Consider the following 23769-nt stretch of genomic DNA (forward strand, 5'->3'; position numbering starts at 1 on the left):
TTTTAGTATTATTGGTTTATAATTGCTTGAATAAATCAAGGATTATACCAACTTATATAAGTATTTCAAATTTACAGAATTAAAAGGAATTCTTCAAACAAAGATGTTAAAAGAGTTCTTAATTTTTCTCACTTAGTTTTTTAAAATTATGTGGATAAAACTTTAGGAAAAATTAAAGAATACCTACAAGGTTAGAAAAACCTTGTAGGAAAATGGTTATCATTAATAACCAATACTTTCTGAAGAAGCATCAATATTTTTAAGAGCAGCCATTTTAATTGCTGCTACAGCACATTCGGTTCCTTTGTTACCTAATTTACCGCCAGATCTGTCTAAAGACTGTTGTTTTGTATTGTCTGTTAAAACGCAAAATATAACAGGTACGTCATATTTTACATTTAAATCTACAATACCTTGTGTAACACCTTCACAAACAAAGTCGAAATGCTTTGTTTCTCCTTGTATTACATTTCCAATAGCAATAATGGCATCAACTTGTTGCGATGCTATCATTTTTTTGCAACCATAAACTAGCTCAAAACTTCCAGGAACATCCCAAGAAATAATGTTTTCTTTTGTTGCACCGCAATCTATTAAAGTTTCAATTGCTCCTTTTTTTAAATTTCCTGTAATTTCAGGATTCCATTCAGAAACAACAATCCCAAATCGAAAAGATTTCGCATTTGGGATTGTTGCTTTATCGTAAACTGATAAATTAGTTGTAGCCATATTTTTAGTATTCAGTTAGCAGTTCTCAATCTTCAATAAGTTATTGCCTACTGTTACACTGAGAACTGCAAACTATTTAGTTAGCGTATTTTGCTGCTGCTATATATTTTTCTATATCTCTACCTTGGTCAGATTTAGAATAGTTTTCTTTAATTTCTGTAAATAAAGTTTCTGCTTTACCAAAATTCTTTAACTCCATAGCAATTTGACCTGCTTTAAATAAGTATAATGGCGTAGTAAATTCATTATTTTTTTTATTTGCTGCTTTTTCATAGTAATCTAAAGCATCTTCTGGTTGATTAATGTCTGCAAATGCATCTCCAATAGCACCAATAGAAACAGGTCCTAATAATTCATCATCAGAATCAAATTTACTTAAATACTCAATTGCTTTGTCATATTTTTTCATTTGTAAATAAGAAACACCTGCATAATAGTTTGCTAAATTTCCAGCATCTGTTCCGCTAAAAGAATCTGCGATGTCTAAAAAACCATATTTACCATTTGCTCCTTCTAAACCTAAAGTTAATAAAGAATCTACTCCAGAACCTGCAATTGCTGCTTCATTAAAATATTTTCTAGGAAAAGCTAACTCATTAGTTGCTTCTGTTTCATTTGGTTCAACGATATATTTAGTGTAGCCTAAATAAGCTAAAAACAGTACAACAACTGTAATTAAAGCTAAAAACAAAGGTTTATTGTTTTTTTCAATCCATTGTTCTGATTTAGAAGCCGTTTCATCTAAAGTATTTAATACTCCAGCTGTTTCGAATTCAGATTCATCAATTTGATTTTCTACTTGTTTACTTTCTGCCTTATATTTTTTCTTGTAAGTTGCCATTGTTTCCTTAAAAATTAGTGGCGACAAAAATAGTTTTTTTAATTGGATTTTAAAAGCGGATAATTCGCTAAATTTTCAATAATTTGCAAAACGTTTTCAATATCAAAATTCATCCATGTATTTACAGAAAATTTCTTTACTTAATTTTAAAAATATAGAGTCGCAAACTTTTGATTTTCAGCAGAAAATAAATTGTTTTGTGGGTAATAATGGTATCGGAAAAACAAATGTTTTAGACGCTATTTATTACTTGTCTTTTACAAAAAGTTACTTTAATTCAGTCGCAGTTCAGAATATTAGGCATGGTGAAGGTTTTTTTATGATAGAAGGAGACTATCTTTTAAATGATAGAAATGAGAAAATTGTTTGTAGTCTAAAAAAAGGTCAAAAGAAGGTTTTAAAGAGAAATGGAAAAAGTTACGAGAAGTTTTCTGAACATATTGGACAGCTACCATTGGTTATTATTTCTCCTGCAGATAGAGATTTGGTTACAGAAGGGAGTGATACAAGAAGAAAATTTATTGACGGCGTAATTTCTCAACAAAATAAAAGCTACTTAAAAGATTTGTTGTCTTATAATAAGGTGTTAACTCAAAGAAATGCGTTGTTAAAGTATTTTGCAGCAAATAGAACTTTTGATGCTTTAAATTTAAGTGTGTATGATGAACAGCTTTCTGATTTTGGAACTCGTATTTATGAAGTTAGAAAAAGTTTCTTAGAAGGTTTTATTCCGATTTTTAATGAAAAATATCAAACAATTTCTGGTGATAAAGAACATGTCAATTTGGTTTATAAGAGTCAGTTGCATGATTTTTCTATGAAGCACTTATTAGAGAAATCATTGGTAAAAGATAAGATTATACAGTACACCACTTCAGGTATACATAAAGACGATTTAAGTTTTGATATTGGCGAGTATCCTATTAAAAAATTTGGTTCACAAGGGCAGCAAAAGTCATATTTAATCGCTTTAAAGTTAGCTCAGTTTGAGTTTATTAAACAACAATCTAATGTGACTCCTATTTTATTGTTAGATGATATTTTTGATAAATTAGATGAAAACAGGGTTTCTCAAATTATAGATTTGGTGAATAATGATGAATTTGGACAAATATTTATTACAGATACTCATTTTGAAAGAACAGAGAATATCTTAAAACAAGGAAGTAAAGAATATCAGATTTTTAAATTATAGATTTCTGTAGTTTAAGAATAACAAATTTAAAATATACGACAATCCAATAATCTAAAATAAAAATGGCAAAAAGAGAAAATGATTCCTTTTCTATAGAAGATTTAATGAAAACTTTTATCAAGGAAAACAACTTGAGTAAAGGAATGCAAAAAATTAAAATTGAAGAAACTTGGATTAAGATGATGGGACCGGGTGTTGCCAATCATACTACTTCTGTAAAATTGCAAAATAAAACATTGGTTATTCAGTTAACGTCTTCTGTTTTACGTGAAGAGTTAAGCTACGGAAAAGATAAGATTGTAAAAATGATGAATGAAGAAATTGGCGATGATGTAATTTCTAAATTGATGTTAGTATAGTTTTTATTAACGGTTTATATAATAAAGATAAAGCAAAATATGTGTACTATATTTTGCTTTTTATAAAAAAAAAGTCCCAAAAGTTTATAAATTGTTTTTAAATATGATAGGATGATATTTTTGTGCAAACAAGTCAGTATCTTTTTTAGATATGCTACTCGGGTATGTCATTAATAATAGTTGTAAAGCAGATTGGTCTTTTCTTAAAGGAGGCATTTTATAAGAATGTAGATTTAATTTAAAACCTACTTTCTCATAAAATTTTATTCTACGTTCATTCAGTTTGCAAGTAGGTAGTTCTACTTCTAGTATTATTGGTTTGTCTTCTTTGTCTATAAATATATTTAGAACTAATTTTCCAAGGCCTTTATTTCTATGTTTTGTAGCTGTCGCAAAATGATCTATATATCTACAAGTATCCAAATCCCACCATAATATAAATCCCATAAACTGTTTTTTTTCAATTAAAACTTCAAAATGATACATCTCGTTCTCTAAGACCAAAGATTGATCTTCTATAAACCTTCGTTCTTCAATAGGGAAAGCGTCTTCGTAAAGTCTCCAAGCTTCTTTAAAATAAGTGTCAGAAGTGTTTTTAAGCCTTAATAGTTTCATGAGTTAGGTTGTCTTTTTTGATGTAAAAATTTAATTATACGTTTAAATAACTAAAATAGTGTATTAATCAAGAGTAGTATGGTTTCGAAAGGTGTTGTTTAGTATGGTGTTTTATTTTTGATAGTATCATTTGATATTATTAAATGTACAACCGTTAATTCAAACAATAAAATGAAGTGGTATTTTTAAATTGGGATAATTATTATAATATAAATCGTGTATGTAACGATTTAAAAGAAAAGCTAGTTTAGTTAAAGTTTTAAGGATAATATAAACTTTAAAACACACATTTCAAACAAAAAAAACTCGTAACAATTGCGTTACGAGTTTTATAAAAATATTTTATTAAGAATTTTATCAATCCTTAAAATTGGTCTCTTCCAGAAAAGTGAAAGTTTCCTTCAATTTCTGCATTTTCATCAGAATCAGAACCATGCACAGCATTTTCTCCCATAGAAGTTGCGTATAATTTTCTAATAGTTCCTTCTGCAGCATCTGCTGGATTTGTAGCTCCAATTAAGGTTCTAAAATCTTCTACAGCATTTTCTTTTTCTAAGATTGCAGCTACAATTGGTCCGCGTGTCATGAATTCTACTAACTCACCAAAAAACGGACGCTCGTTATGCACAGCATAAAAAGTTTCTGCATCTGCTTTTGTCATTTGAGTTTTCTTTAAAGCTACAATTCTAAATCCTGCAGCATTAATTTTTTCTAAGATAGCGCCAGTATGTCCGTTTTCTACAGCATCTGGTTTAAGCATTGTAAATGTTCTATTTGTTGCCATTTATTGACTTTAGTTTTAATGGTTAATTTGTAAAAGCTTGTTGTTAAGCCTTTCATAAATTTGGCGCGAAATTACACAAATTTTTTAATTATATTGTATATTCGCTGATTATGATTTTAAAAGGATTTGAAGAGTTAAAGGGCTTTCTTGGTAAATCGAGAAATATTGTAATTGTAGGGCATAGAAATCCGGATGGAGATGCTATGGGCTCTACATTGGCTTTAAAACATTATTTAGATAAAAAAGGACACAATGCAACTGTTGTTGTGCCAAATGAATATCCAGAATTTTTACATTGGTTACCAGGTTCAGAGACAACATATCGTTTCGATTGGCAAAACAATCAATCTCAAAAAGCGATAAATGCATCAGAGCTTATTTTTCTTTTAGATTTTAATACGTTGCATAGAGTAGGTTCTGATATGCAAAAAACGTTAGAAAAATATCCAAATGATTTTGCGATGATAGATCATCATCAACAACCAGATGATGTAAAATATATGTATTCTGATGTTACTATTTGCTCAACTAGCCAAATGGTGTATCAGTTTATAGAGATGAATAATGATTTAGACTTAATTGATGCAGCAATTGCTACTTGTTTATATACAGGTATCATGACAGATACTGGGTCTTTTCGTTTTAGATCTACCACAAGTACAACGCACAGAATTATTGCAGCTTTAATTGATAAAGGTGCAGAAAACGATAAAATACATAATAATGTATATGATGCTAACTCTTATAATAGATTACTACTATTAGGGCAAGCATTAAGTAATTTACAAATTTTACCAACGTATAATACCGCTTATATTACGTTATCTTCTGAAGAAAAAAAGAGATTCGATTTTCAAAAAGGAGATACAGAAGGTGTTGTAAATTATGCACTTTCTTTAAAAGGAATTGTTTTTGCTGCAATTTTTATAGAAGATAACGAGCAAGGACTTGTAAAAATATCTTTCCGTTCTAAAGGAGCTTTTTCTGTAAATAAGTTTTCTAGAAATCATTTTTCTGGAGGCGGACATGACAATGCTGCCGGAGGAAGATCTGATGTGTCAATGGCAGAAACAGTGACCAAATTTGTAAGTTTATTACCACAATATCAAAAAGAATTAGAAGCTTCTTATGAAAATTAATTTTTTAATTCTTGCGTCAATCCTGTGTTTGGGTTGTGCAAAAGTAGAACCTAGAAGACCAATAAATCCTACAAACTCTACAACCATATTAAAAGAAACCATAGAGGAGTCTATAAAGTTAAATGCTTTAGAAGAGGATAAGATTATAGATGTCATTAAAAAAGATTCTACAAAAACGTATCAAGTTTCGCCTAATGGTTTTTGGTATGCTTATATCAACAAAATAGAAGAGGATACACCAACTCCTAAAGTAGGAGATATTGCAACAATAACTTATAATATAACTGATTTACAAGGGACTGTCATATACAGTGAAGCAGAATTAGGAACAAAAGAATACAAAGTAGATAAAGAAGATTTTATTTCTGCACTTCAAGTAGGAATAAAGTTGATGAAAGTTGGAGAAACCATTACATTTGTCATTCCGTCTTACAGTGCATTTGGTATTTCTGGAGATGGAAATAAAATTGGAATCAATCAATCAATTAAAAGTACAGTAACATTAATCAATATAAATAAGTAAAAATGAAAGTAGTAAAAAGTGTTTTAGCAGTAGCAGTTGTTGCATCTATGGTTTCTTGTGGTAACCAAGTAAAAGAAGTAAAATCTTTAGAAACAGAAATAGATTCTGTAAGTTATGCAATTGGTTTAAGTATGTCTGGTCAATTAAGATCTGGTTTCGAAGAAGTAAATAAAGATATTCTTACACAGGCTATTAGAAATGGTTTAGATTCTACTAATTTATTAATAGATGTTAAAGATATTCAGAATGTAATTAGCCCTTATTTTCAAAAGAAACAAGCAGAGCAAATGAAAGAGCAGCAAGAAAAAGCAGCTAAAGAAGCAGAAGCTAAGTTTGGTGAAAATAAAAAAGCAGGGATTGACTTTTTAGCAGAAAATAAAACTAAAGAAGGTGTAATTACTACAGATAGTGGTTTACAATACATCGTTTTAAAAGAAGGTAACGGAGATAAACCAGAAGGACCTACTGCAAGAGTTAAAGTTCACTATCATGGAACTAACATAGAAGGTAATGTTTTTGATAGCTCTGTAGATAGAGGTACGCCTGCAGAATTTGGATTAAACCAAGTAATTAAAGGTTGGACAGAAGGTGTACAGTTGATGAGTGTTGGTTCTAAATACAAATTTTTTATACCTCAAGAATTAGCTTACGGAGCACAACAAAAAGGTGCAGAAATTAAGCCATTTTCTACATTAATTTTTGAAGTAGAATTATTAGAAATTAATAAATAATACACTTGATGAAGAATTTAAAATACTTAATAGCATTTGTTGTTTTATTAACAGCATGTAGTACTACACCAGAAAAGTATAAAGGACTTAATGATGGAGTTTATGCTGAAATTTTAACCAATAAAGGAGAAATTTTAGTAGAATTATATGCAGAAGATGTACCAATGACAGTTGCAAATTTTGTTTCTCTTGTAGAAGGAACAAATAGTAAGTTAGTAGATTCTTTAAAAGGTAAAAACTTTTATGAAGGCATTATTTTTCATAGAGTTGTAGATAATTTTGTAATTCAAGGTGGTGGTTTTACTGCCAATGGAAGAAAAGACGCAGGTTATGTTTTTGGTGATGAATTTCCAAAGAGTGAAGATGGAGATTTAATGTACAGACATGATGATAAAGGGATTCTTTCTATGGCAAATAGTGGACCAACAACCAATAATACTCAGTTTTTTATTACTCATAAACCAATTCCGCACTTAGATGGTAAACATGCCGTATTTGGTAAAACAATTATAAATGCTCTTCAATTAAAAGAATTAAAAAGTAAAATTAAAGATTCTTTACAGTTACATAAAGCAATAGATTCTACAAGAATGGCTGTTGTAAATAGTATTGTGCAAAAAGATACTATTTTATCTGTAAAGATTCTTAAATTAGGTGCAGAGGCAAGTAGCTTTAACGCTTCAGAAGTTTTTGATACTCAATTAGGAGATTTTGAAAATTTAGAAAAAGGTAAAAAGAAAGCAGAAGAGGAAGTTGAAAAAGCAAGATATGCGAATTACTTAGTTGAAAAAGCAGCTTTTTTAGCAGAAATGGATGAAGCAAAAGCAGAAAAAACATCTTCTGGACTACGAATTTTAAAATTAAAGAAAACTTCTGGTAAAAAAATTGTAGATAACAAACCTCTGTCTATTAACTATACATTGTATACAGCAGATGGTAAAAAAATTCAATCTACCGCAGAAACTAGTGGAGCTCCTTTTGTATGTCAGTTAGATGATGCACAAAGACCTATGATTGCAGGTTTTAAAGAAGGTGTTTTAACCATGAATGAAGGAGAAAAGGTGCGTTTATTTATTCCTTATTATTTAGGATATGGTGAAGAAAAATATGGTCCTTTCCCTGCAAAATCAGATTTAGTTTTTGAAGTTGAAGTTTTAAAAATAGGAAAATAATTTGTTAGATACTATTATACCTTTAGATAAAGACCTATTAATTTTCCTAAACAGTTTAGGGAGTGAACAATGGGACCCGTTATGGTTGGTAATTACCAATCAACTTTATTGGAGCCCATTGTTTATTCTTATTTTTTATTTAACAATTAGAGCTTTTGGGTGGAAACGTGGTGGATTTATGATTCTATCTATGATTTTATTGGTCGGGTTTTCAGACCAATTTACCAATCTAATAAAAAACTCTGTACAACGTTTACGCCCTAATAACGATCCAGAAATAAAACATTTATTAAGAACTCTAATTACCCCTCAGAGTTATAGTTTTACATCTGGTCATGCTTCTACATCAACATTTTTCTCTGTATTTGTTGTTTTACTTTTAAAAGATAAATACAAGTATATTTATTTTGTCTTATTTTGGCCATTAGTCTTTGCTTATAGTAGGTTATATTTAGGAGTGCATTTTCCTCTAGATATTATTGTAGGTGTTATAGTTGGTGTCACTTTAGCCAATATATATTACTTCTTTTTTAAGAAGGTAGATAAGAAACTTTTTCCGAATAAGTAGAAAACAGTATTACTTCATTTGTATTTATCCGATAATTATCGGAGTAGAAAGGCATGTAAAATTAGATACTATTTAAAATATTACAAATCAGTTTTGTTAATGCTTAATTAGTGTTGTAATTTAATACTTCTAGTGAATATTTACATGCTAATTGTAAATTTTAAACAGAAACAATTACCTTCCCAAAATTCTTTTTTGAATTTTAGTTTTAGAAACTGCTTCTAACTTTAGTTGCTAAACTAAAAGAATACGTAAAGATGATGTGGCTCTAGAGAAACACCTGTATGATATTTACTATATATCACTTGATTATTAGGTGTTTTTTACAATAATATTGGGGTTTTGAAGCACTAAAATATTAATTTTAAAAGTATTCAAAATAAACTTTCGTTTTTAGAATTAAAAAGGATGATAAAAAGTAGATTTTGAGTAAATTTGCAGTTCACAAACCCGGAATAAAATAATATGAAAATATCATACAATTGGTTACAACAATTTTTACAGATAGATTGGGAGCCTGTTAAAACAGGAGAATTGTTAACTGATTTAGGATTAGAGGTGGAAGGAATTGAAACCAAAGAATCTATAAAAGGAAGCCTAAAAGGAATTGTTGTTGGTGAAGTTTTAACTTGTGTACAACACCCTAATGCAGATCGTTTAAAAGTAACTACAGTAGATTTAGGTCTAGAAAAACCTGTACAAATTGTCTGTGGTGCGCCTAATGTTGCAGCAGGACAAAAAGTGCCAGTAGCAACTATTGGAACTACTTTATATGACGAGAAAGGTGACGGCTTTAAAATAAAAAAAGGAAAGATTAGAGGAGAAGAAAGCCATGGAATGATTTGCGCCGAAGATGAATTAGGTTTAGGTAAAGGTCATGATGGAATTTTAGTCTTAGATGAAGAATTAAAAACAGGAACGCCAGTTGCAGAAGTTTTTAAAATAGAAACAGATTATGTTTTCGAAATAGGGTTAACACCTAATAGGTCTGATGCAATGAGCCATTTTGGTGTTGCAAGAGATTTACGTGCAGGTTTAATTCAAAAAGATATTAAATTAGAATTGATATCTCCATCTGTAAGTAATTTTCATGTAGATGAAAGAACACTTCGCGTTGATGTAGAAGTAGAAAATAAAGAATTAATTCCTCGTTATTGTGGAATTACAATTACAGATATTGAAGTAAAAGATTCGCCAGAATGGATACAAAATAGGTTAAAAGCTATTGGCTTAACACCTAAAAATAATATTGTAGATATTACAAATTATGTATTACATGAATTAGGGCAACCTTTACATGCTTTTGATGCTCAGAAAATAAAAGGAAATAAAATTCTTGTAAAAACATTAGAAGAAGGTACAAAGTTTACCACTTTAGATGAAGTTGAAAGAGAATTATCATCAGAAGATATTATGATTTGTGATGGAGATTCTAATCCACTTTGTATTGGTGGTGTTTTTGGAGGTTTACACTCTGGAGTTACAGACCATACAACATCTATATTTCTAGAAAGTGCTTACTTTAATCCTGTTAGTGTTCGTAAAACAGCAAAAAGACATGGTTTAAACACAGATGCATCTTTCCGTTTTGAACGTGGAATAGATATTAATACCACAGAATATGCTTTAAAAAGAGCTGCTTTGTTAATCGAAGAATATGCAGGAGGTAAGTTAGCTTCAGATATTTCTGATTTTTATCCTGTTAAGATAGAAGATTTTCAAGTCTTTTTATCTTACGAGCATGTTTATAGATTAATCGGGCAGGAGATTCCAAAAGAAACCATTAAAAATATTTTAGCTTCTTTAGAAATTAAAATAAATAGTGTAACAAATGGTGGTCTTGGTTTAACAATACCTTCTTATAGAACAGATGTACAGCGTGAAGCAGATATTATTGAAGAAATCTTAAGAGTATATGGTTACAATAATATTGAATTTTCGCACAAATTAAATACATCAATTTCTTTTGATTCTAACAAAGAAACAAAGATTGAAAATGTTATAGCGAACCAATTAAGCGCTTTAGGTTTTAATGAAACCATGGCTAATTCTTTAACAAAGCCAGAGTATACATCCTTGTCAGAGAATATAAATGAAGAAGCGAATGTAGAAATGTTAAATCCGTTAAGTAACGATTTAAAAGTACTACGTCAATCTTTATTGTTTAGTGGTTTAGAGTCTGTTGGTTATAATATCAATAGAAAAAATAATTCATTACAATTTTATGAGTTTGGTAAAACATATCATAAATACAGTGATAAATACGAAGAAAACAAACATTTAACACTTTTTGTTACCGGTAACAGAACTAAAGATAGTTGGAGTGTTGCTAGTAAAACTACTGATTTCTTTTACTTAAAAGGGATTATAACTTCTTTATTAAGTAGATTAGGTATTGATAAAGTTAAATCGTTACCATCTAAGCAAGATGTTTTTTCTGAAGGAATTTCTTTTGGTTTAGGAAAAATAAAATTAGTAGAATTTGGTGTCGTTAAAAATTCTTTATTAAAAGAATTCGGAATTAAGCAAGAGGTTTTATTTGCTGATTTTAATTGGGATACTATTTTAAAATTAGTAGGAAATAAAAATGTTAAGGTAAGTGAACTTCCTAAATTCCCTATTGTAAAACGTGATTTAGCCTTGTTATTAGACTCTAAAGTATCTTTTAATGAAGTGTACAACTTAGCTTTTCAAGCGGAAAAAAGCCTATTAAAAGAAGTAGATTTGTTTGATGTTTACGAAGGTGATAAATTGCCAGAAGGGAAAAAATCGTATGCAGTTAGTTTCTTATTACAAGACGAAACAAAAACTTTAGCAGACAAACAAATAGATAAGATAATGCAAAAATTACAGCAATCTTTCGAGAAGAATTTAGAAGCTGTTTTAAGATAGATTTAGAATAAAATTTAAACATAAGTCATTAAAAAACCATCTCATATGAGATGGTTTTTTTAATTCAATAATTCAAATATTTATATATGAAATCAGGTTACAAGGCTGCTATCATCTATACCTTTTCAAGTACCCTGCAAAAATAATACATTATTTAAGAATATGTAAATTAAATAGTCTTTTTATCTTTATATAATAAAAAAACGACCCTATTTTAAGAATCGTTTATTTTTTAACACTAAAATTAAAAATAATTAGCTAATCTTTATCAACTATTAAGTTTTAAACAGCGTGTTTATGTGCTTTATATGAAGAACGAACTAAGGCGCCACTTTCTACAAACATAAAGCCCATTTCTAACCCTAAAGTTTCGTATTTTTTAAATTGATCTGGAGTAATAAATTCTTGAACAGGTAAGTGCTTTTTAGTTGGTTGTAAATACTGACCAATCGTAATAATATCACAATTTACTGCACGTAAATCTTTCATGGTTTGTATTACTTCTTCTTCTTTTTCTCCTAAACCAAGCATTAAACCAGTTTTAGTACGCATTCCTTTTTCTTTTAAGTATTTTAAAACACCTAAACTTCTGTCGTATTTAGCTTGAATTCTAACTTCACGTGTTAATCTTCTAACGGTTTCCATATTATGAGAAACTACTTCAGGATGCACCTCTATAACTCTATCTAATTGTTTCGTGTTTCCTTGAAAATCCGGAATTAAAGTTTCTAACGTTGTATTTGGGTTTGCTCTACGAATTGCATCTACAGTTTCTGCCCAAATAATAGAACCACCATCTTTTAAATCGTCTCTATCTACAGAAGTAATTACAGCATGTTTAATGCTCATTAATTTTATAGAACGCGCCACTTTTTCTGGTTCATCCCATTCTACAGTATCTGGTCTACCGGTTTTTACACCACAAAAACCACAAGAACGAGTACAGGTATTTCCTAAAATCATAAATGTTGCAGTTCCTTCTCCCCAACATTCTCCCATGTTTGGGCAGCTACCACTAGTACAAATAGTATTTAGTTTATATTTATCTACCAAAGTTCTTAGTTCTGTGTATTTTTTACCAACAGGTAGTTTTACACGTAGCCATTTTGGTTTTTTAACTTTCTCAGGAAGTATTACAGATTCTATTGCCATTTTCTATTGAATTTGAAAAACAAAGATACAAAGGAAAAAATAAAAAAGTAGGGTTCTAAATTGAAGTATTAAACTTGTTTTATAAGAAATAATGAGATGTTGAATTTTCTTCTAGAAATGTCCGGTTAAACCCGCCTTAAAATGTTCCCAATCAGAAATTATAGCTTTAAAAATAATAAAAGAAACTACAGCAATTAAAGTAGTTATTCTTAAGTTATTCTTGTCTTTTTTAGAGATGGAGTTCTTTTTCTGTTTTGTTGTCATTACAAGTTTTTTATAAAAATAAAGAATTAATTACAAAAACATTGGTATATAGTTTAAGATTTTTTAATAATCTCTGCTAATAACTTTTTTGCTCGCAATAACTTTACCTTTACGTTGTTCATAGGTTCGTTAATTTGCTCGGAGATTTCTTTGTAAGAAAGTTCTTGAAAATAACGCAACTGAATTACTTCTTGGTATTTAGGTTTTAATTGTTTGATGTCTCTTAACAATTTTGCTAAATTTTGTTCGGTAATAATTTTATCTTCTGGTGTTGGGCTTTCATCTACCACTAAATAAGCCCTTTCTTCTTGTTCTTTAGAAGTGTCTGTAGCGATAGAAATATTTTTCTTTCGTAATAAATCAATATGAACATTATTAGAAATGGTGATTAGCCAAGTTTTAAAAACGTACTGTTCATCAAAAGTATTAATCTTATCAAATGCTTTAGAAAACGTTTGTATGGTAATATCTTCTGCTTCGTTTTCGCTTTTTGTTCTTTTTAATTGATAATTATAAACGGCAGACCAATAGGTATCCAATAAGTATCTAAATGCAGATTGATTTCCACTTTTAGCTTTTGTAATATTAATTTTAAGTTTCTGGTCGCCTATTTCCAATGATTTGGTTTTGAAGACAAATTAGTAATAAATATTGAAAAGTGAAATATTAGTAATCCAATTTCTAAAAAAGGCAATACATAAGTAATCGTTGGTTCTTTTAATTTTTTAGCAGAAAAACCAATCACAATAAATTGAACCAAATAGTACGTTAAAAATATTGCTAAAACAGGTTTCCAAGGATAAAATAAAAATAAGGAAATTGCTAATAGATACAATAATACTTTAGACACAAAGAATAAGCCTAAAAAGAATTTATGCTTCGGTTTATAGTATTTTACTGTAGATATATGTCTTCTTTTTTGTTGAAACCATTCTTTAAAACTTTTAGGAGCAATCGATTCTGTAAAACTTTTTTTAGAGATAGAAAAAGTAGTATTTTCTTTGTTGGCTGCATCTTGTATAAACAAGTCATCGTCACCCGATTTAATGTGTATGTGATTTATAAAACCTTTTACATTAAAAAACTCAGATCTATGATACGCTAAATTACGTCCAACTCCCATATATGGAGACCCTAATTTTGCATAACTAAAATATTGAATTGCGGTTAATAAGGTTTCAAACCGAACAAATAAATTGACTAATAATTTTTCTTTTTTATATTTCCCATACCCTAAAACAATCGTTTTTTCAGCATTGAAATTTTGAGACATTTCAGAAATCCAATGTTTAGAAACAGGTTTACAATCTGCATCTATAAATAAAAGATGTTCATTTTTAGCTCCTTTTATACCTAATGTTAAAGCGTATTTTTTATTGCCCCAAAAAGCTTCTATATTTTCAACATTAATCACTTTAATATTCGAATGTTCTTTTTCAAAAGATTCCATTACTTCTAATGTTTCATCAGAAGAAGCATCATTTATTAAAACAACATCAAAATTAGAATAATCTTGATTTAAAATAGACGGTAAAAATTCTTGTAAATTTTTAGCTTCATTTTTGGCACAGACAATTACAGTTATAGGAATATCTAAGGCGTTTTTTTGATCCTTTTTATTATCGAATAAAAAAGAAGAAAAAGAGAGATAGTAAATAATTTGTATTGCTGTAAATACTACAAAAGCGTAGAAGAGTACAGATAATATCATTTAAAAAAGAGAATTAGTTGTGTTGCGTATCTTCGCAAGAATCAAATTGATCTGGAGTCTTTCCACAAAAACCACAAGATTCCCCTGTTTTGTTTAACATAGGGTTTTGGCTAGCACAAGTTCCTGCAAATTTACCATCTTTTTTTGCCCATATTTTTATAGCAATTCCTGCTACTGCAAGTGCTAATAAACCTAAAGTAAGAAATAATAATTTCATAATAAAAATTTGATCTACAAAGATACAAATTCTTATTTTCTTTTTTTTAAATCTACTACAAATCTTTTTGTAGAGTGACTTTATAAAGATATAAGTGTCCTATTTTTTGAATACTAAATTTTAACAAAAAAAATAATATGGAAACGACAACAGAAGCTTTAAAAAATTTTTACCATTCAATTTCTTCAGGTTTAGGTAACTGGGGTCTTCAATTAATAGGAGCTCTTGCTGCTTTAATTATTGGACTTTGGATTATCAGGATGATTATGAAAGGAATCTCTAAAGGGTTTGAACAAACAAAATTAGATGAAACTTTACAACCGTTTCTATTAACAACTATTGGGTTTTTATTAAAACTTTTATTAATTATTTCTATAGCAGGAATTGTAGGATTACCTATGGCTTCTTTTGCAGCTTTATTAGCTGGTGTTGGTTTAGCAATTGGAGCAGCTTTTAATGGCTCTTTAGGGCATATTGCCTCTGGTGTAATGTTGCTTATTTTTAAACCTTTTAAGGTTGGCGATTTAATTAAAACAAATGGTGCTTTTGGTTTTGTAAAAGAGATTTCTGTTTTTGTTACTGTTATAGAAACGTTTCAGAATGAAACAGAGATCATTCCAAATTCGGCAATTACTTCTAATAAAATAACCAATTTAACTAAAATAGGAAATTTACGTATCGATATGCCTTTTGCTATTAGATATGGTTCGGATATTGCAAAAGCAAAACAAATTGTTTTAGATGTCCTTAAAAAGGATAAAAATGTATTACAAGAAGGAGCAAGTGCACCAAGAGTAGCTGTAAATAATTTAGGTGTTAATAGTGTAGAACTGCTAGCGTTGCCTTATGTAAATTGTGAAAACTATTGGGATGTTTATTGGGATACAAGACAAGAAATTGTAGAAGCTCTTGGTAATGCAAACTACGAAGCACCTTTACCACAGCGCGTTGTTACCATGACAAAATAAATTATAAATACATAATATATAGAAAAGACTGTTTTAAGAAGCGGTCTTTTTTTGTATGTTTACTTTTTTAATTAGTAATCCCCTTTGAGCTAAGAATCTTTTTTAATAGAATTAAAAGCCGGAAAACAAGCTGCATTTAGTCAACTTTTAGATCAATATCAGCAGAAAGTTTTTGGTACCTGTATTTCCTTTATACCTAATAAAGAAGATGCAGAAGATGTTGCGCAAGAAGTTTTTTTAGAAGTGTTTAAGTCGATACATAAATTTAAAGGAGATTCTAAATTGTCTACTTGGATTTATAAAATAGCCACTAATAAGTGTCTAGAATTTATCAGAAAAAAGAACACGAAAAAAAGATTTGCGTTTATGCAAACTATTTTAGGAAATGAAATCCCTTTAGATAAGACGAGTTATTTTACAGAAGTAAATCATCCAGGTGTTTTACTAGAAAATCAAGAAAAATCTACCATTATCTTTAAAGCCATAAATACCTTACCAGAAGCTCAAAGAGTAGTTTTTACGTTGGCTAAGATAGATGATAAAAGCTATCAAGAAATTGTAGAAATTACAGGTAAAAGTTTGTCTTCTGTAGAGTCTTTAATGTTTAGAGCAAAGAAAGGATTGCAAGGTAAATTAGAAAATTTTTATAAAAATGAAAGCTGATAAAGCTTTTTAATTTAATTAGTAAGTTGATCTAAAAAAAAATATATAGAAAAAATAGAAAGCTACGCAAGTTTTTATAATTTATTGCATCTAAATAAATAACATTGTTTTAAGAAGACAAAAAATGAAAAGTAAAAAAGATATAAACCAGCAAGTAGATGATACTTTTAAATCATTAGATAACATTAAAAAAGTTGAAGTAAATCACTTTTTTAAACATAAAGTTTTACAGAAAATACAAGCTGAAAAGGACGAGAAACAGGTTGTTTTTTCTTGGTTTACACCACAATTACAATTAGCAACTTTAAGTATTGTTTTGTTATTGAATATCAGTACTATTTTTTATGCTTTTAACAATTCGACACAAAGTTCAGGTTCAACCTCAGATATTAAAACGTTTGCGCAAGAATACTCATTACAATCAGATAGCAGTTCTATTTTAAATTAAAAGTTATGAAATCAAAATTACTTCCTATTCTTCTAATCTTGTTACTACTATTAAATGGAGTGCTTATTTTTATGTTGGTAAAAAAACCACATGAAAATCAAAGAAATAATCCGACGAGAAATTTTTTAATGGAACAATTAAGTTTTAGCAAAACTCAAAAAGCATCATTTAGAACATTAGATGCAGCTCATAGAGAAGTTATGAGATCTTTAGAAAATGAAATTAAAAATCAAAAAGATTTCTTATTTGAAGGTTTTAATAAAGAAGATTTTAAGATAGACTCTTTAACTGCTAAAATTGGAGCTTTACAAGCTAAAAAAGACATAGAAGTTTTTTCTTTTTTTAAGCAAGTAAGAAAGCTCTGTACTGCAGAGCAAGTGCAAAAATTTGATAAGATAATTAAAGAAGCTATTAGAGGTGGAGAAAGAATGCCTCCAAATGATAGAAGAATGCCACCAAATGAAGGAAGAATGCCTCCTCATGGAGATGAAAGAATGCCTCCTCCAAGATAATTTTTTTACAACGTATTAAACTTTTTTTATTTGTAGCTACTCGTAATTTTTTTAAATATAAACATAAATAATAATGATATTTAAGAATCAAAGTGCCGTAGTATTATCAATTTTTACATTTCTTGCTATTTTTGCATGTACTTCATCTACCGATGTAGAAGAAGAAGCGGAAGTAGAAGTAACAACAGACTATGATATTACACCTGTTTTAACAATGTTTGATAATATAGATGCAATTACATACGCATTAAATGGTAATACAGTAACATTTACAACTACAGATGTACCAAATCATACAAGTCCTTATTTTGAAACTTCAAATGATTTATACGAAGCATATAATGGTACAAACACTGATTGGAACAAGAACCCAAATGTTATAGCAGAGCAAAATGTAACCATTACAATTCCTTTAAATCCTTCTGCTGCTACAATAAATCAAGCAACATCTTTAGGTCCAATTGGTATTACTAGAAATGGTATTGTGTTTTATAATCAATATGCAGGTCCTAATGAGCAAGTATTAACAGATGAAATCAATTCTTTTGATCAATATTTAGGGCATCCAACAGGAACTAACCAGTATCATTATCATATAGAACCAACGTATTTAACTGCAAAATACGGTTCTGATTCATTTTTAGGATTATTAGCAGATGGATTTCCGGTGTATGGACCAACAGAAAATGGAAGCACAATTACAAATGCAGATCTAGATGATTTTCATGGTCATACAACTGCTACGGTAGATTTTCCTGATGGAATTTATCATTATCACATAACTACAGAAGCGCCATACATTAATGGAAATGGTTTTTATGGGACTCCAGGTAATATAAGAAACTAATTTTTTTGAGAAGTTTACTAACCTTTGTAGTAATATGTTTCTTTTTTGCTTCTTGTGATAAAAAAATACAAGAGGAAGAAAGTATTGATTCTTTGGATAAAATTATTATTCCTTCTATAGAAAAAAACAAAACAGATGCAAATTTTACACTTAAAAACGGAATTCTATTTTTTGACAATATCCCTTATTCCGGAATTGTAAAAGAATTTTATCCTGATGAAAAAATAAAATCTACCTCAACATATTTTCAAGGCAAAAAACACGGATCTTTTTTAGGGTTTTATGCAAACGGAAACAAATGGTTTCAACGTACTTATACCCACGGAATAAAAACAGGAATTCATAGAGGTTGGTTTGATACAGGGAAAGTTATGTTTGAATATCATATAAGCGATAAAGGAGTTTATGAAGGAAGTGTAAAGGATTGGCATTATAATGGGCAATTAGCAAAACATTTTAATTTTGTGGATGGTAAAGAAACAGGAAGCCAAAAAATGTGGAATGCTAATGGTAAAATAAGAGCAAATTTTTATACAGTGAATGGTGATAGACATGGTTTAATTGGTTTAAAAAACTGTGTAAGTGTACTTAAAATAGAGAATGAATAACATGAAAATTAAATCGATATTTCTACTTATCATTATCTGTATTTCTTGTAAAAAAGAAGCAGATATAGATAAATCTAAAACACTACCCTTTTATAATTCAGAAGATTTTACGCCAGAATGGATTTCTCCTTCAGACTTAAAATATAAAGAGATTCATACAATTGCTCCGTTTGAATTTACAAATCAGAATGGAGAAAAAATCACCAATAAAGATTTTGAAGGGAAAATTTATATAGCAGATTTCTTTTTTACAACGTGTCCTAGTATTTGTACCATTTTAGCTAAAAATATGGGTGCAATTCAAGAACTATATAAAGAAGACAATGATATAATGTTACTATCACACTCAGTTATGCCTTGGGTAGATTCTGTAGAGAAAATCAAGGAATATGCAACAGAAAAAAAGGCTATTCATAATAAATGGCATTTAGTAACTGGCGATAGAGAAGAGATATACAACATTGCAAGAACTTCTTATTTTGCAGATGAAGATTTTAAAAAGACAAAAGATGAAAGTGAATTTATTCATACAGAGAATTTTGTATTAATAGATAAAAAAGGGAGAATTAGAGGTGTCTATAATGGAACTTTATCGTTAGAGGTTCAGCGTTTAAAAAGACACATAGAAATTCTTAGAAGAGAAAATTAGTTCACCTATAAGTACCAAATAAAAAGCCTTGTTAATTCGTTAACAAGGCTTTTTTGTTAAAGTAAAGTTAACGTGCACAAGTTTTTTAAAAGAGTAACATCTAAAGATATATATAAACTTAATAAATAGATTCAAAATGAAAAATTCAGTAAATAAAGTAATTGGTACTTTCTCGTTAGTTTTATTAATTTCTACAGCAACTTTTGCACAACAAGGTAATTCTGATGAAAAACCAAAAGGACCTCCAACATTTAAACAACTTCTAAAAGAATTTGATGCCAATGAAGACGGTAAAATTTCTCAAAAAGAAGTAAAAGGACCTTTGGCAGAAGATTTTAAAAAAATAGATATCGATGAAGATGGTTTTATTTCAGAAAAAGAATTGAAAAATGCTCCGAAACCAGAGAGAAGAGATAGACCAAGAAATTAATAAAAAAACAATGCATTAATCAATCAAACAATTAATTATGTAAAATTATAAAACACAATTATTCTCATTATTTATTACACTTTTTATTTTTTCGTGTACAAGTGATGACGTTTCTGATGTTGTAACAGATGATACAGATGATAGCGAAGAAGTTGCTGTAGTAATAGATGATACAGATTTTGAAGCTACAGATTGGACAGATGCTACACATAGTAAAAATGTGGATGCAAATATTAGTGAAGTTTTTGAAGATAACACAGTAAAAAGGTTAGACTTTGTTATTACAGAGGCTCGTTGGCAAACCATGTTAGATGATATGGAAAACCTTTACGGCACATTCGGTGGAAGTTCTGAAGGTGGACCGGGAGGCCAAGGCGGTGGTGTTGTTTCAGTAGATATCGATGAAGATCCAATTTTTGTGCCAGGAGAAGTGTTTTATGAAGGAAAAGAATGGTATAGAGTTGGTTTGCGTTTTAAAGGAAATTCAAGCTTAAAAGTAGTTGGGAAGCAGGTATTTTAAAATTATCATTCAAATTAGATTTTGATGAGTTTGAAGATGATTATCCACAAATAAAAAATCAACGTTTTTACGGAATTAAGAAATTAAGTCTTAAAAATAATTATGATGATAGCTCTATGTTAAGAGAAAAAGTAGCTACAGATGTATTTAGAAATGTAGGCTTAGTTGCTTCTCATACCGCTTTTTATACTTTATATGTAGATCATGGAGATGGACCACAGTATTTTGGATTGTATACTTTAGTAGAAGAGGTAGATGGTAGTGTTTTAGAAACTCAATTTGCAGATGATGACGGTAACCTTTACAAGCCAGATGGTGATGCAGCAAGTTTTGCAAGTGGTTCTTTTGATGAAGATGAATATGTAAAGAAGAACAATGAAGATGAGGCAGATTTTTCTGGTGTACAAAGCCTTTTATCAATTATAAACGACGGTACAAGAACTACAGATCCTGAAGCTTGGAGAACCAATTTAGATGCTGTTTTTGATACAGACATCTTTTTAAAATATTTGGCAGTAAACACAGTGGTTCAAAATTGGGATACGTATGGTAGAATGACACATAACTATTTCTTATACAATGATCCGGCTACGAGTAAATTAACATGGATTCCTTGGGATCATAATGAAGCTTTACAAACTGGTAAAATGGGAGGTTCTTTACCTTTAAATTTCTCTGGCTTAACAGCGTCTCAATGGCCTTTAATCGGATATATGTATCAAGATGAGGTTTATAAAGAAAAGTATGATGCGTATGTAGAAGAGGTTATAAATGGTGCGTTTAATGAAAGTACAATTCAGGCTTTATATACAAGTTATGCTGCTTTGGTAGAAGAATATGCAACATCAGAAGTTAGTGGGTATACTTTTTTAAATAGTAGTTCAGATTTTCAATCGGCAGTTAGCCAGTTAAAATCACATGCTACAATGGTTTAAGTAAGAACTCTGTAAAACAATTAATTGTAGATATTAAAACATTAAAATTAGAAATATAGTATTCGGGGGAGTATTATATTTCTAATTCTAACCTCATCATTAATTTGATGAGGTTTTTTATGCAATAATATTTACCTCAATTTCTAAAGAAATACCAAATTTACTAAAGATGGTTTCTTTTATTTTTTTAGCAAGCTGATAAATCTCTTTCCCAGTGGCATTACCATAGTTAACTAAAACCAAGGCTTGTTTTTCATGAACGCCATAATTGCCAAAACGTTTTCCTTTAAAACCTGCTTGTTCTATTAACCAACCTGCAGGAACTTTAACTTCAGTATCAGAAATTTTATAACTTGGTATGGTTGGAAAGTCTTTTTGTAGCTCTAAAAACTGAGTGGTAGTAATTATAGGATTCTTAAAGAAACTACCGCTGTTTCCTATTTGCTTCGGATCTGGAAGCTTCGATTTTCGAATAGCAATTACAGCATCAGAAATATCTTTTAAAGTCGGTTTGTGTATATTTTTAGATGTTAATTCTGTTTCTATAGCTCCGTATGAAGAGTTTAGGTTATGATTGTTTTTTGTCAACTTAAAACTGACAGAAGTAATAATATATTTCCCTTTTTCTTCATTTTTAAAAATGGAGTTTCTATAACCAAAATTACAAACTTCGTTAGAAAACTGAACTAGTTTACCTGTTTCAATTTCTAATGCTTCTACTTTTGTAATGGTATCTTTTACCTCTACGCCATACGCACCAATATTCTGAATAGGGCAGGTGCCTACGTTACCCGGAATTAATGATAAATTTTCTATACCACCATAGTTTTCAGAAACACACCACAAAACAAATTCATGCCAATTTTCACCAGCATTTACTGTAATGTATGCAGCGTTTTCATTTTCATTATCAATAGAAATTCCTTTAATATCTATATGAACCACTAGTTTTTCAATATCTTTTGTAAGCAACATATTACTTCCACCAGAAATTAAAAAGAGGTCTTTTTCAACTTTTAAAAGTTGTTGTAATTGATATACAGAATCAACAGAAATAAAACGTTTTGCATTAACAGAAAGACCAAACGTATTGTAATTTTTTAGTGATATGTTTTCTTGAATATTCATTTGTTTTTTCAAAATTTTGAGTTGAGGTCTTGATAGTTCCCTCATATAATTTTCGAATACTGTTTTATGTGCCAAAAATTAAATGTAATCTTCTTTAATTTTTGCCAAATACTTTTCACTTATTTTTTTTGTGTTCTTATAAAACATTCTGAAAACAATCAATGAAATAATAATTGTGTAAAGAAGAAATAATTTTATACTTGAATATAATAACAAAAATAAGAGCGATGGAACGATTCCTACTAGTAAAGAAATGAAAACAAATTTAATACAATTACTAAATAGTTTTATTGTAATTCCATCATTATTTTCTGTTAGTATTAGCTTAGAGTTAATTAGAATATTTTCTTTATGACGTTGAATTGTAAATGGAACTTTTAAAACAATTTCATTTAAAAACTCAATAGTATTCGATTCAGATGTATACTTATTCCAACGCTGTACAAATGTATTTCGTGTAATATTATCAATTTGTATTTCAGCCATTTTTACTTTCAAAGGATCAGGTTTTTATAGTGCTAAAGTTAGTTTATTGAAGCTAGTTTGGAGTCTTTAAAAGTTAGGAAATAAATTCAACATCACTTTCAGAAATTACTAGTATATAGAATTAGTACTATTCATATAAAGTTTATCAAAGCTCTTTTATGAAATGCTAAGAATTCAATTTTCAGAATATATTTGGTCGATTCTTGTTTTTATAGAATTGTTTAAATTATTTTTTTTAAGACTTAATCTTCCCAATCCCCAAATTTCACTTTCAATAATGACAACCGTCTTTATGAGTTCATTATTGACCATTCTTTCAAGAGAAATTTTTTTCTTGATTTTAGTGTAAATCCCTAAATTTAAAACGGAAGATAAATTAACTTTAAACCTTGAATCATTTTTTAATGTAGTTTCTTTTACACTCCAAAAAATTCCTTTACTATGAGTATCAATTTTTGTAGTTGAACCATTTATGTTTTTCTCATTGATACTATTCTGAGTTTCAATATTTGTATGAGCTTTAAAATAAGCAATAGGACTATAGAAAAGGAATAATAACATTCCGATAAAAATCAATATTCCTTTGCGTTTTTTTGAATTCATAGTTACATTTTTTCTAATTGATTTTTATGTTTTAGTTAGCGTTGTTATAACGTGTTTCTAAGAATGAATTTACTCACTTT

General features: G+C 29.2%; 30 protein-coding genes. 18 read left to right on the forward strand and 12 right to left on the reverse strand.

What is annotated here, in order from left to right; all coding sequences use genetic code 11:
* Positions 1 to 222 precede the first annotated feature (222 nt).
* Positions 223 to 729 (reverse strand): 6,7-dimethyl-8-ribityllumazine synthase, encoded by a 507-nt coding sequence (ribH, locus tag WG945_RS01070; protein ID WP_068449738.1) that lies wholly within the window; start codon positions 727 to 729, stop codon positions 223 to 225.
* Between the two features lie 76 nt (positions 730 to 805).
* The gene (locus WG945_RS01075; protein WP_231874639.1) at positions 806 to 1597 is read right to left on the reverse strand and encodes a tetratricopeptide repeat protein; all 792 of its coding nucleotides are present in this window, start codon (positions 1595 to 1597) and stop codon (positions 806 to 808) included.
* Between the two features lie 88 nt (positions 1598 to 1685).
* On the opposite strand from WG945_RS01075, the gene recF reads away from it, so the two are divergent.
* Both recF and WG945_RS01085 read left to right on the forward strand, forming a co-directional pair.
* Entirely contained in the window at positions 1686 to 2765 is a 1080-nt protein-coding gene (gene recF, locus WG945_RS01080; RefSeq protein ID WP_068449740.1) for a DNA replication/repair protein RecF, read from the forward strand.
* Between the two features lie 62 nt (positions 2766 to 2827).
* Positions 2828 to 3124: a DUF721 domain-containing protein gene (locus tag WG945_RS01085; protein WP_068449741.1), complete on the forward strand. Its 297-nt coding sequence runs from the start codon at positions 2828 to 2830 to the stop codon at positions 3122 to 3124.
* 84 nt (positions 3125 to 3208) lie between these two features.
* Here WG945_RS01085 and WG945_RS01090 read toward each other — a convergent pair whose 3' ends face one another.
* Positions 3209 to 3739, reverse strand: a complete 531-nt coding sequence (locus WG945_RS01090) for a GNAT family N-acetyltransferase (protein WP_068449742.1) — start codon at positions 3737 to 3739, stop codon at positions 3209 to 3211.
* A 364-nt stretch (positions 3740 to 4103) separates the two neighbouring features.
* Positions 4104 to 4523: a nucleoside-diphosphate kinase gene (locus WG945_RS01095; protein ID WP_068449743.1), complete on the reverse strand. Its 420-nt coding sequence runs from the start codon at positions 4521 to 4523 to the stop codon at positions 4104 to 4106.
* A gap of 110 nt (positions 4524 to 4633) precedes the next feature.
* On the opposite strand from WG945_RS01095, the gene WG945_RS01100 reads away from it, so the two are divergent.
* The 6 genes from WG945_RS01100 to pheT all read left to right on the forward strand — a co-directional run bounded on the left by WG945_RS01100 (position 4634) and on the right by pheT (position 11548).
* Complete coding sequence (locus WG945_RS01100) at positions 4634 to 5662, forward strand: DHH family phosphoesterase (protein ID WP_068449744.1); 1029 nt, start codon at positions 4634 to 4636, stop codon at positions 5660 to 5662.
* Positions 5652 to 6185 (forward strand): gliding motility-associated peptidyl-prolyl isomerase GldI, encoded by a 534-nt coding sequence (gene gldI / locus WG945_RS01105; RefSeq protein ID WP_068449745.1) that lies wholly within the window; start codon positions 5652 to 5654, stop codon positions 6183 to 6185. Before WG945_RS01100 ends, gldI begins: the two co-directional genes overlap by 11 nt.
* A gap of 2 nt (positions 6186 to 6187) precedes the next feature.
* Complete coding sequence (locus tag WG945_RS01110; RefSeq protein WP_068449746.1) at positions 6188 to 6916, forward strand: FKBP-type peptidyl-prolyl cis-trans isomerase; 729 nt, start codon at positions 6188 to 6190, stop codon at positions 6914 to 6916.
* Positions 6917 to 6924: 8 nt separating this feature from the next.
* Complete coding sequence (locus tag WG945_RS01115) at positions 6925 to 8088, forward strand: peptidylprolyl isomerase (RefSeq protein ID WP_068449747.1); 1164 nt, start codon at positions 6925 to 6927, stop codon at positions 8086 to 8088.
* A 1-nt stretch (position 8089) separates the two neighbouring features.
* Positions 8090 to 8656, forward strand: coding sequence for a phosphatase PAP2 family protein (locus tag WG945_RS01120; RefSeq protein ID WP_068449748.1), 567 nt, complete (start codon positions 8090 to 8092; stop codon positions 8654 to 8656).
* A 465-nt stretch (positions 8657 to 9121) separates the two neighbouring features.
* Complete coding sequence (gene pheT, locus WG945_RS01125; protein ID WP_068449749.1) at positions 9122 to 11548, forward strand: phenylalanine--tRNA ligase subunit beta; 2427 nt, start codon at positions 9122 to 9124, stop codon at positions 11546 to 11548.
* A 282-nt stretch (positions 11549 to 11830) separates the two neighbouring features.
* Here the strand turns inward: pheT and lipA are convergent, their stop codons facing one another.
* From lipA to WG945_RS01150, 5 genes are all read right to left on the reverse strand, one after another.
* Positions 11831 to 12700, reverse strand: coding sequence for a lipoyl synthase (gene lipA / locus WG945_RS01130; protein ID WP_068449750.1), 870 nt, complete (start codon positions 12698 to 12700; stop codon positions 11831 to 11833).
* 111 nt (positions 12701 to 12811) lie between these two features.
* Entirely contained in the window at positions 12812 to 12964 is a 153-nt protein-coding gene (locus tag WG945_RS01135; RefSeq protein WP_165733371.1) for a hypothetical protein, read from the reverse strand.
* Between the two features lie 53 nt (positions 12965 to 13017).
* Entirely contained in the window at positions 13018 to 13581 is a 564-nt protein-coding gene (locus WG945_RS01140; RefSeq protein WP_068449751.1) for an RNA polymerase sigma factor, read from the reverse strand.
* Complete coding sequence (locus WG945_RS01145; protein ID WP_197482079.1) at positions 13572 to 14675, reverse strand: glycosyltransferase; 1104 nt, start codon at positions 14673 to 14675, stop codon at positions 13572 to 13574. Before WG945_RS01145 ends, WG945_RS01140 begins: the two co-directional genes overlap by 10 nt.
* Before the next feature lie 13 nt (positions 14676 to 14688).
* Positions 14689 to 14892: a membrane or secreted protein gene (locus WG945_RS01150; protein ID WP_068449752.1), complete on the reverse strand. Its 204-nt coding sequence runs from the start codon at positions 14890 to 14892 to the stop codon at positions 14689 to 14691.
* 137 nt (positions 14893 to 15029) lie between these two features.
* Between WG945_RS01150 and WG945_RS01155 the strand changes: the two genes are divergently transcribed.
* From WG945_RS01155 to WG945_RS01200, 10 genes are all read left to right on the forward strand, one after another.
* Positions 15030 to 15860: a mechanosensitive ion channel family protein gene (locus WG945_RS01155; protein WP_068449753.1), complete on the forward strand. Its 831-nt coding sequence runs from the start codon at positions 15030 to 15032 to the stop codon at positions 15858 to 15860.
* Between the two features lie 105 nt (positions 15861 to 15965).
* The gene (locus WG945_RS01160) at positions 15966 to 16523 is read left to right on the forward strand and encodes an RNA polymerase sigma factor (RefSeq protein WP_068449754.1); all 558 of its coding nucleotides are present in this window, start codon (positions 15966 to 15968) and stop codon (positions 16521 to 16523) included.
* Positions 16524 to 16647: 124 nt separating this feature from the next.
* Positions 16648 to 16971, forward strand: a complete 324-nt coding sequence (locus tag WG945_RS01165; protein WP_068449755.1) for a hypothetical protein — start codon at positions 16648 to 16650, stop codon at positions 16969 to 16971.
* A gap of 5 nt (positions 16972 to 16976) precedes the next feature.
* On the forward strand, positions 16977 to 17483 hold the full coding sequence (locus tag WG945_RS01170) for a Spy/CpxP family protein refolding chaperone (RefSeq protein WP_157603609.1): 507 nt from the start codon (positions 16977 to 16979) through the stop codon (positions 17481 to 17483).
* Between the two features lie 73 nt (positions 17484 to 17556).
* A complete protein-coding gene (locus tag WG945_RS01175; RefSeq protein WP_068449757.1) occupies positions 17557 to 18330 on the forward strand; it encodes a YHYH protein in 774 nt (257 codons plus the stop codon).
* A gap of 5 nt (positions 18331 to 18335) precedes the next feature.
* Positions 18336 to 18938: a toxin-antitoxin system YwqK family antitoxin gene (locus WG945_RS01180; protein ID WP_082864229.1), complete on the forward strand. Its 603-nt coding sequence runs from the start codon at positions 18336 to 18338 to the stop codon at positions 18936 to 18938.
* Complete coding sequence (locus tag WG945_RS01185; protein ID WP_157603611.1) at positions 18931 to 19587, forward strand: SCO family protein; 657 nt, start codon at positions 18931 to 18933, stop codon at positions 19585 to 19587. Before WG945_RS01180 ends, WG945_RS01185 begins: the two co-directional genes overlap by 8 nt.
* 136 nt (positions 19588 to 19723) lie before the next feature.
* Positions 19724 to 20017 carry an EF-hand domain-containing protein gene (locus WG945_RS01190; RefSeq protein ID WP_068449758.1) on the forward strand — a complete coding sequence of 98 codons (294 nt, stop codon included), beginning with the start codon at positions 19724 to 19726 and terminating at the stop codon, positions 20015 to 20017.
* Positions 20018 to 20237: 220 nt separating this feature from the next.
* On the forward strand, positions 20238 to 20537 hold the full coding sequence (locus WG945_RS01195; protein WP_231874640.1) for a hypothetical protein: 300 nt from the start codon (positions 20238 to 20240) through the stop codon (positions 20535 to 20537).
* Between the two features lie 50 nt (positions 20538 to 20587).
* Entirely contained in the window at positions 20588 to 21472 is an 885-nt protein-coding gene (locus tag WG945_RS01200; protein ID WP_231874646.1) for a CotH kinase family protein, read from the forward strand.
* Positions 21473 to 21589: 117 nt separating this feature from the next.
* Here the strand turns inward: WG945_RS01200 and murB are convergent, their stop codons facing one another.
* The 3 genes from murB to WG945_RS01215 form a co-directional block, all read right to left on the reverse strand.
* Positions 21590 to 22600 (reverse strand): UDP-N-acetylmuramate dehydrogenase, encoded by a 1011-nt coding sequence (murB, locus tag WG945_RS01205; RefSeq protein ID WP_068449759.1) that lies wholly within the window; start codon positions 22598 to 22600, stop codon positions 21590 to 21592.
* Between the two features lie 78 nt (positions 22601 to 22678).
* On the reverse strand, positions 22679 to 23086 hold the full coding sequence (locus tag WG945_RS01210) for a hypothetical protein (RefSeq protein WP_068449760.1): 408 nt from the start codon (positions 23084 to 23086) through the stop codon (positions 22679 to 22681).
* A 174-nt stretch (positions 23087 to 23260) separates the two neighbouring features.
* Positions 23261 to 23689, reverse strand: a complete 429-nt coding sequence (locus tag WG945_RS01215) for a hypothetical protein (RefSeq protein ID WP_157603613.1) — start codon at positions 23687 to 23689, stop codon at positions 23261 to 23263.
* Positions 23690 to 23769: the final 80 nt, after the last annotated feature.

This window comes from Polaribacter atrinae (assembly GCF_038023995.1).
Classification (GTDB): domain Bacteria; phylum Bacteroidota; class Bacteroidia; order Flavobacteriales; family Flavobacteriaceae; genus Polaribacter; species Polaribacter atrinae.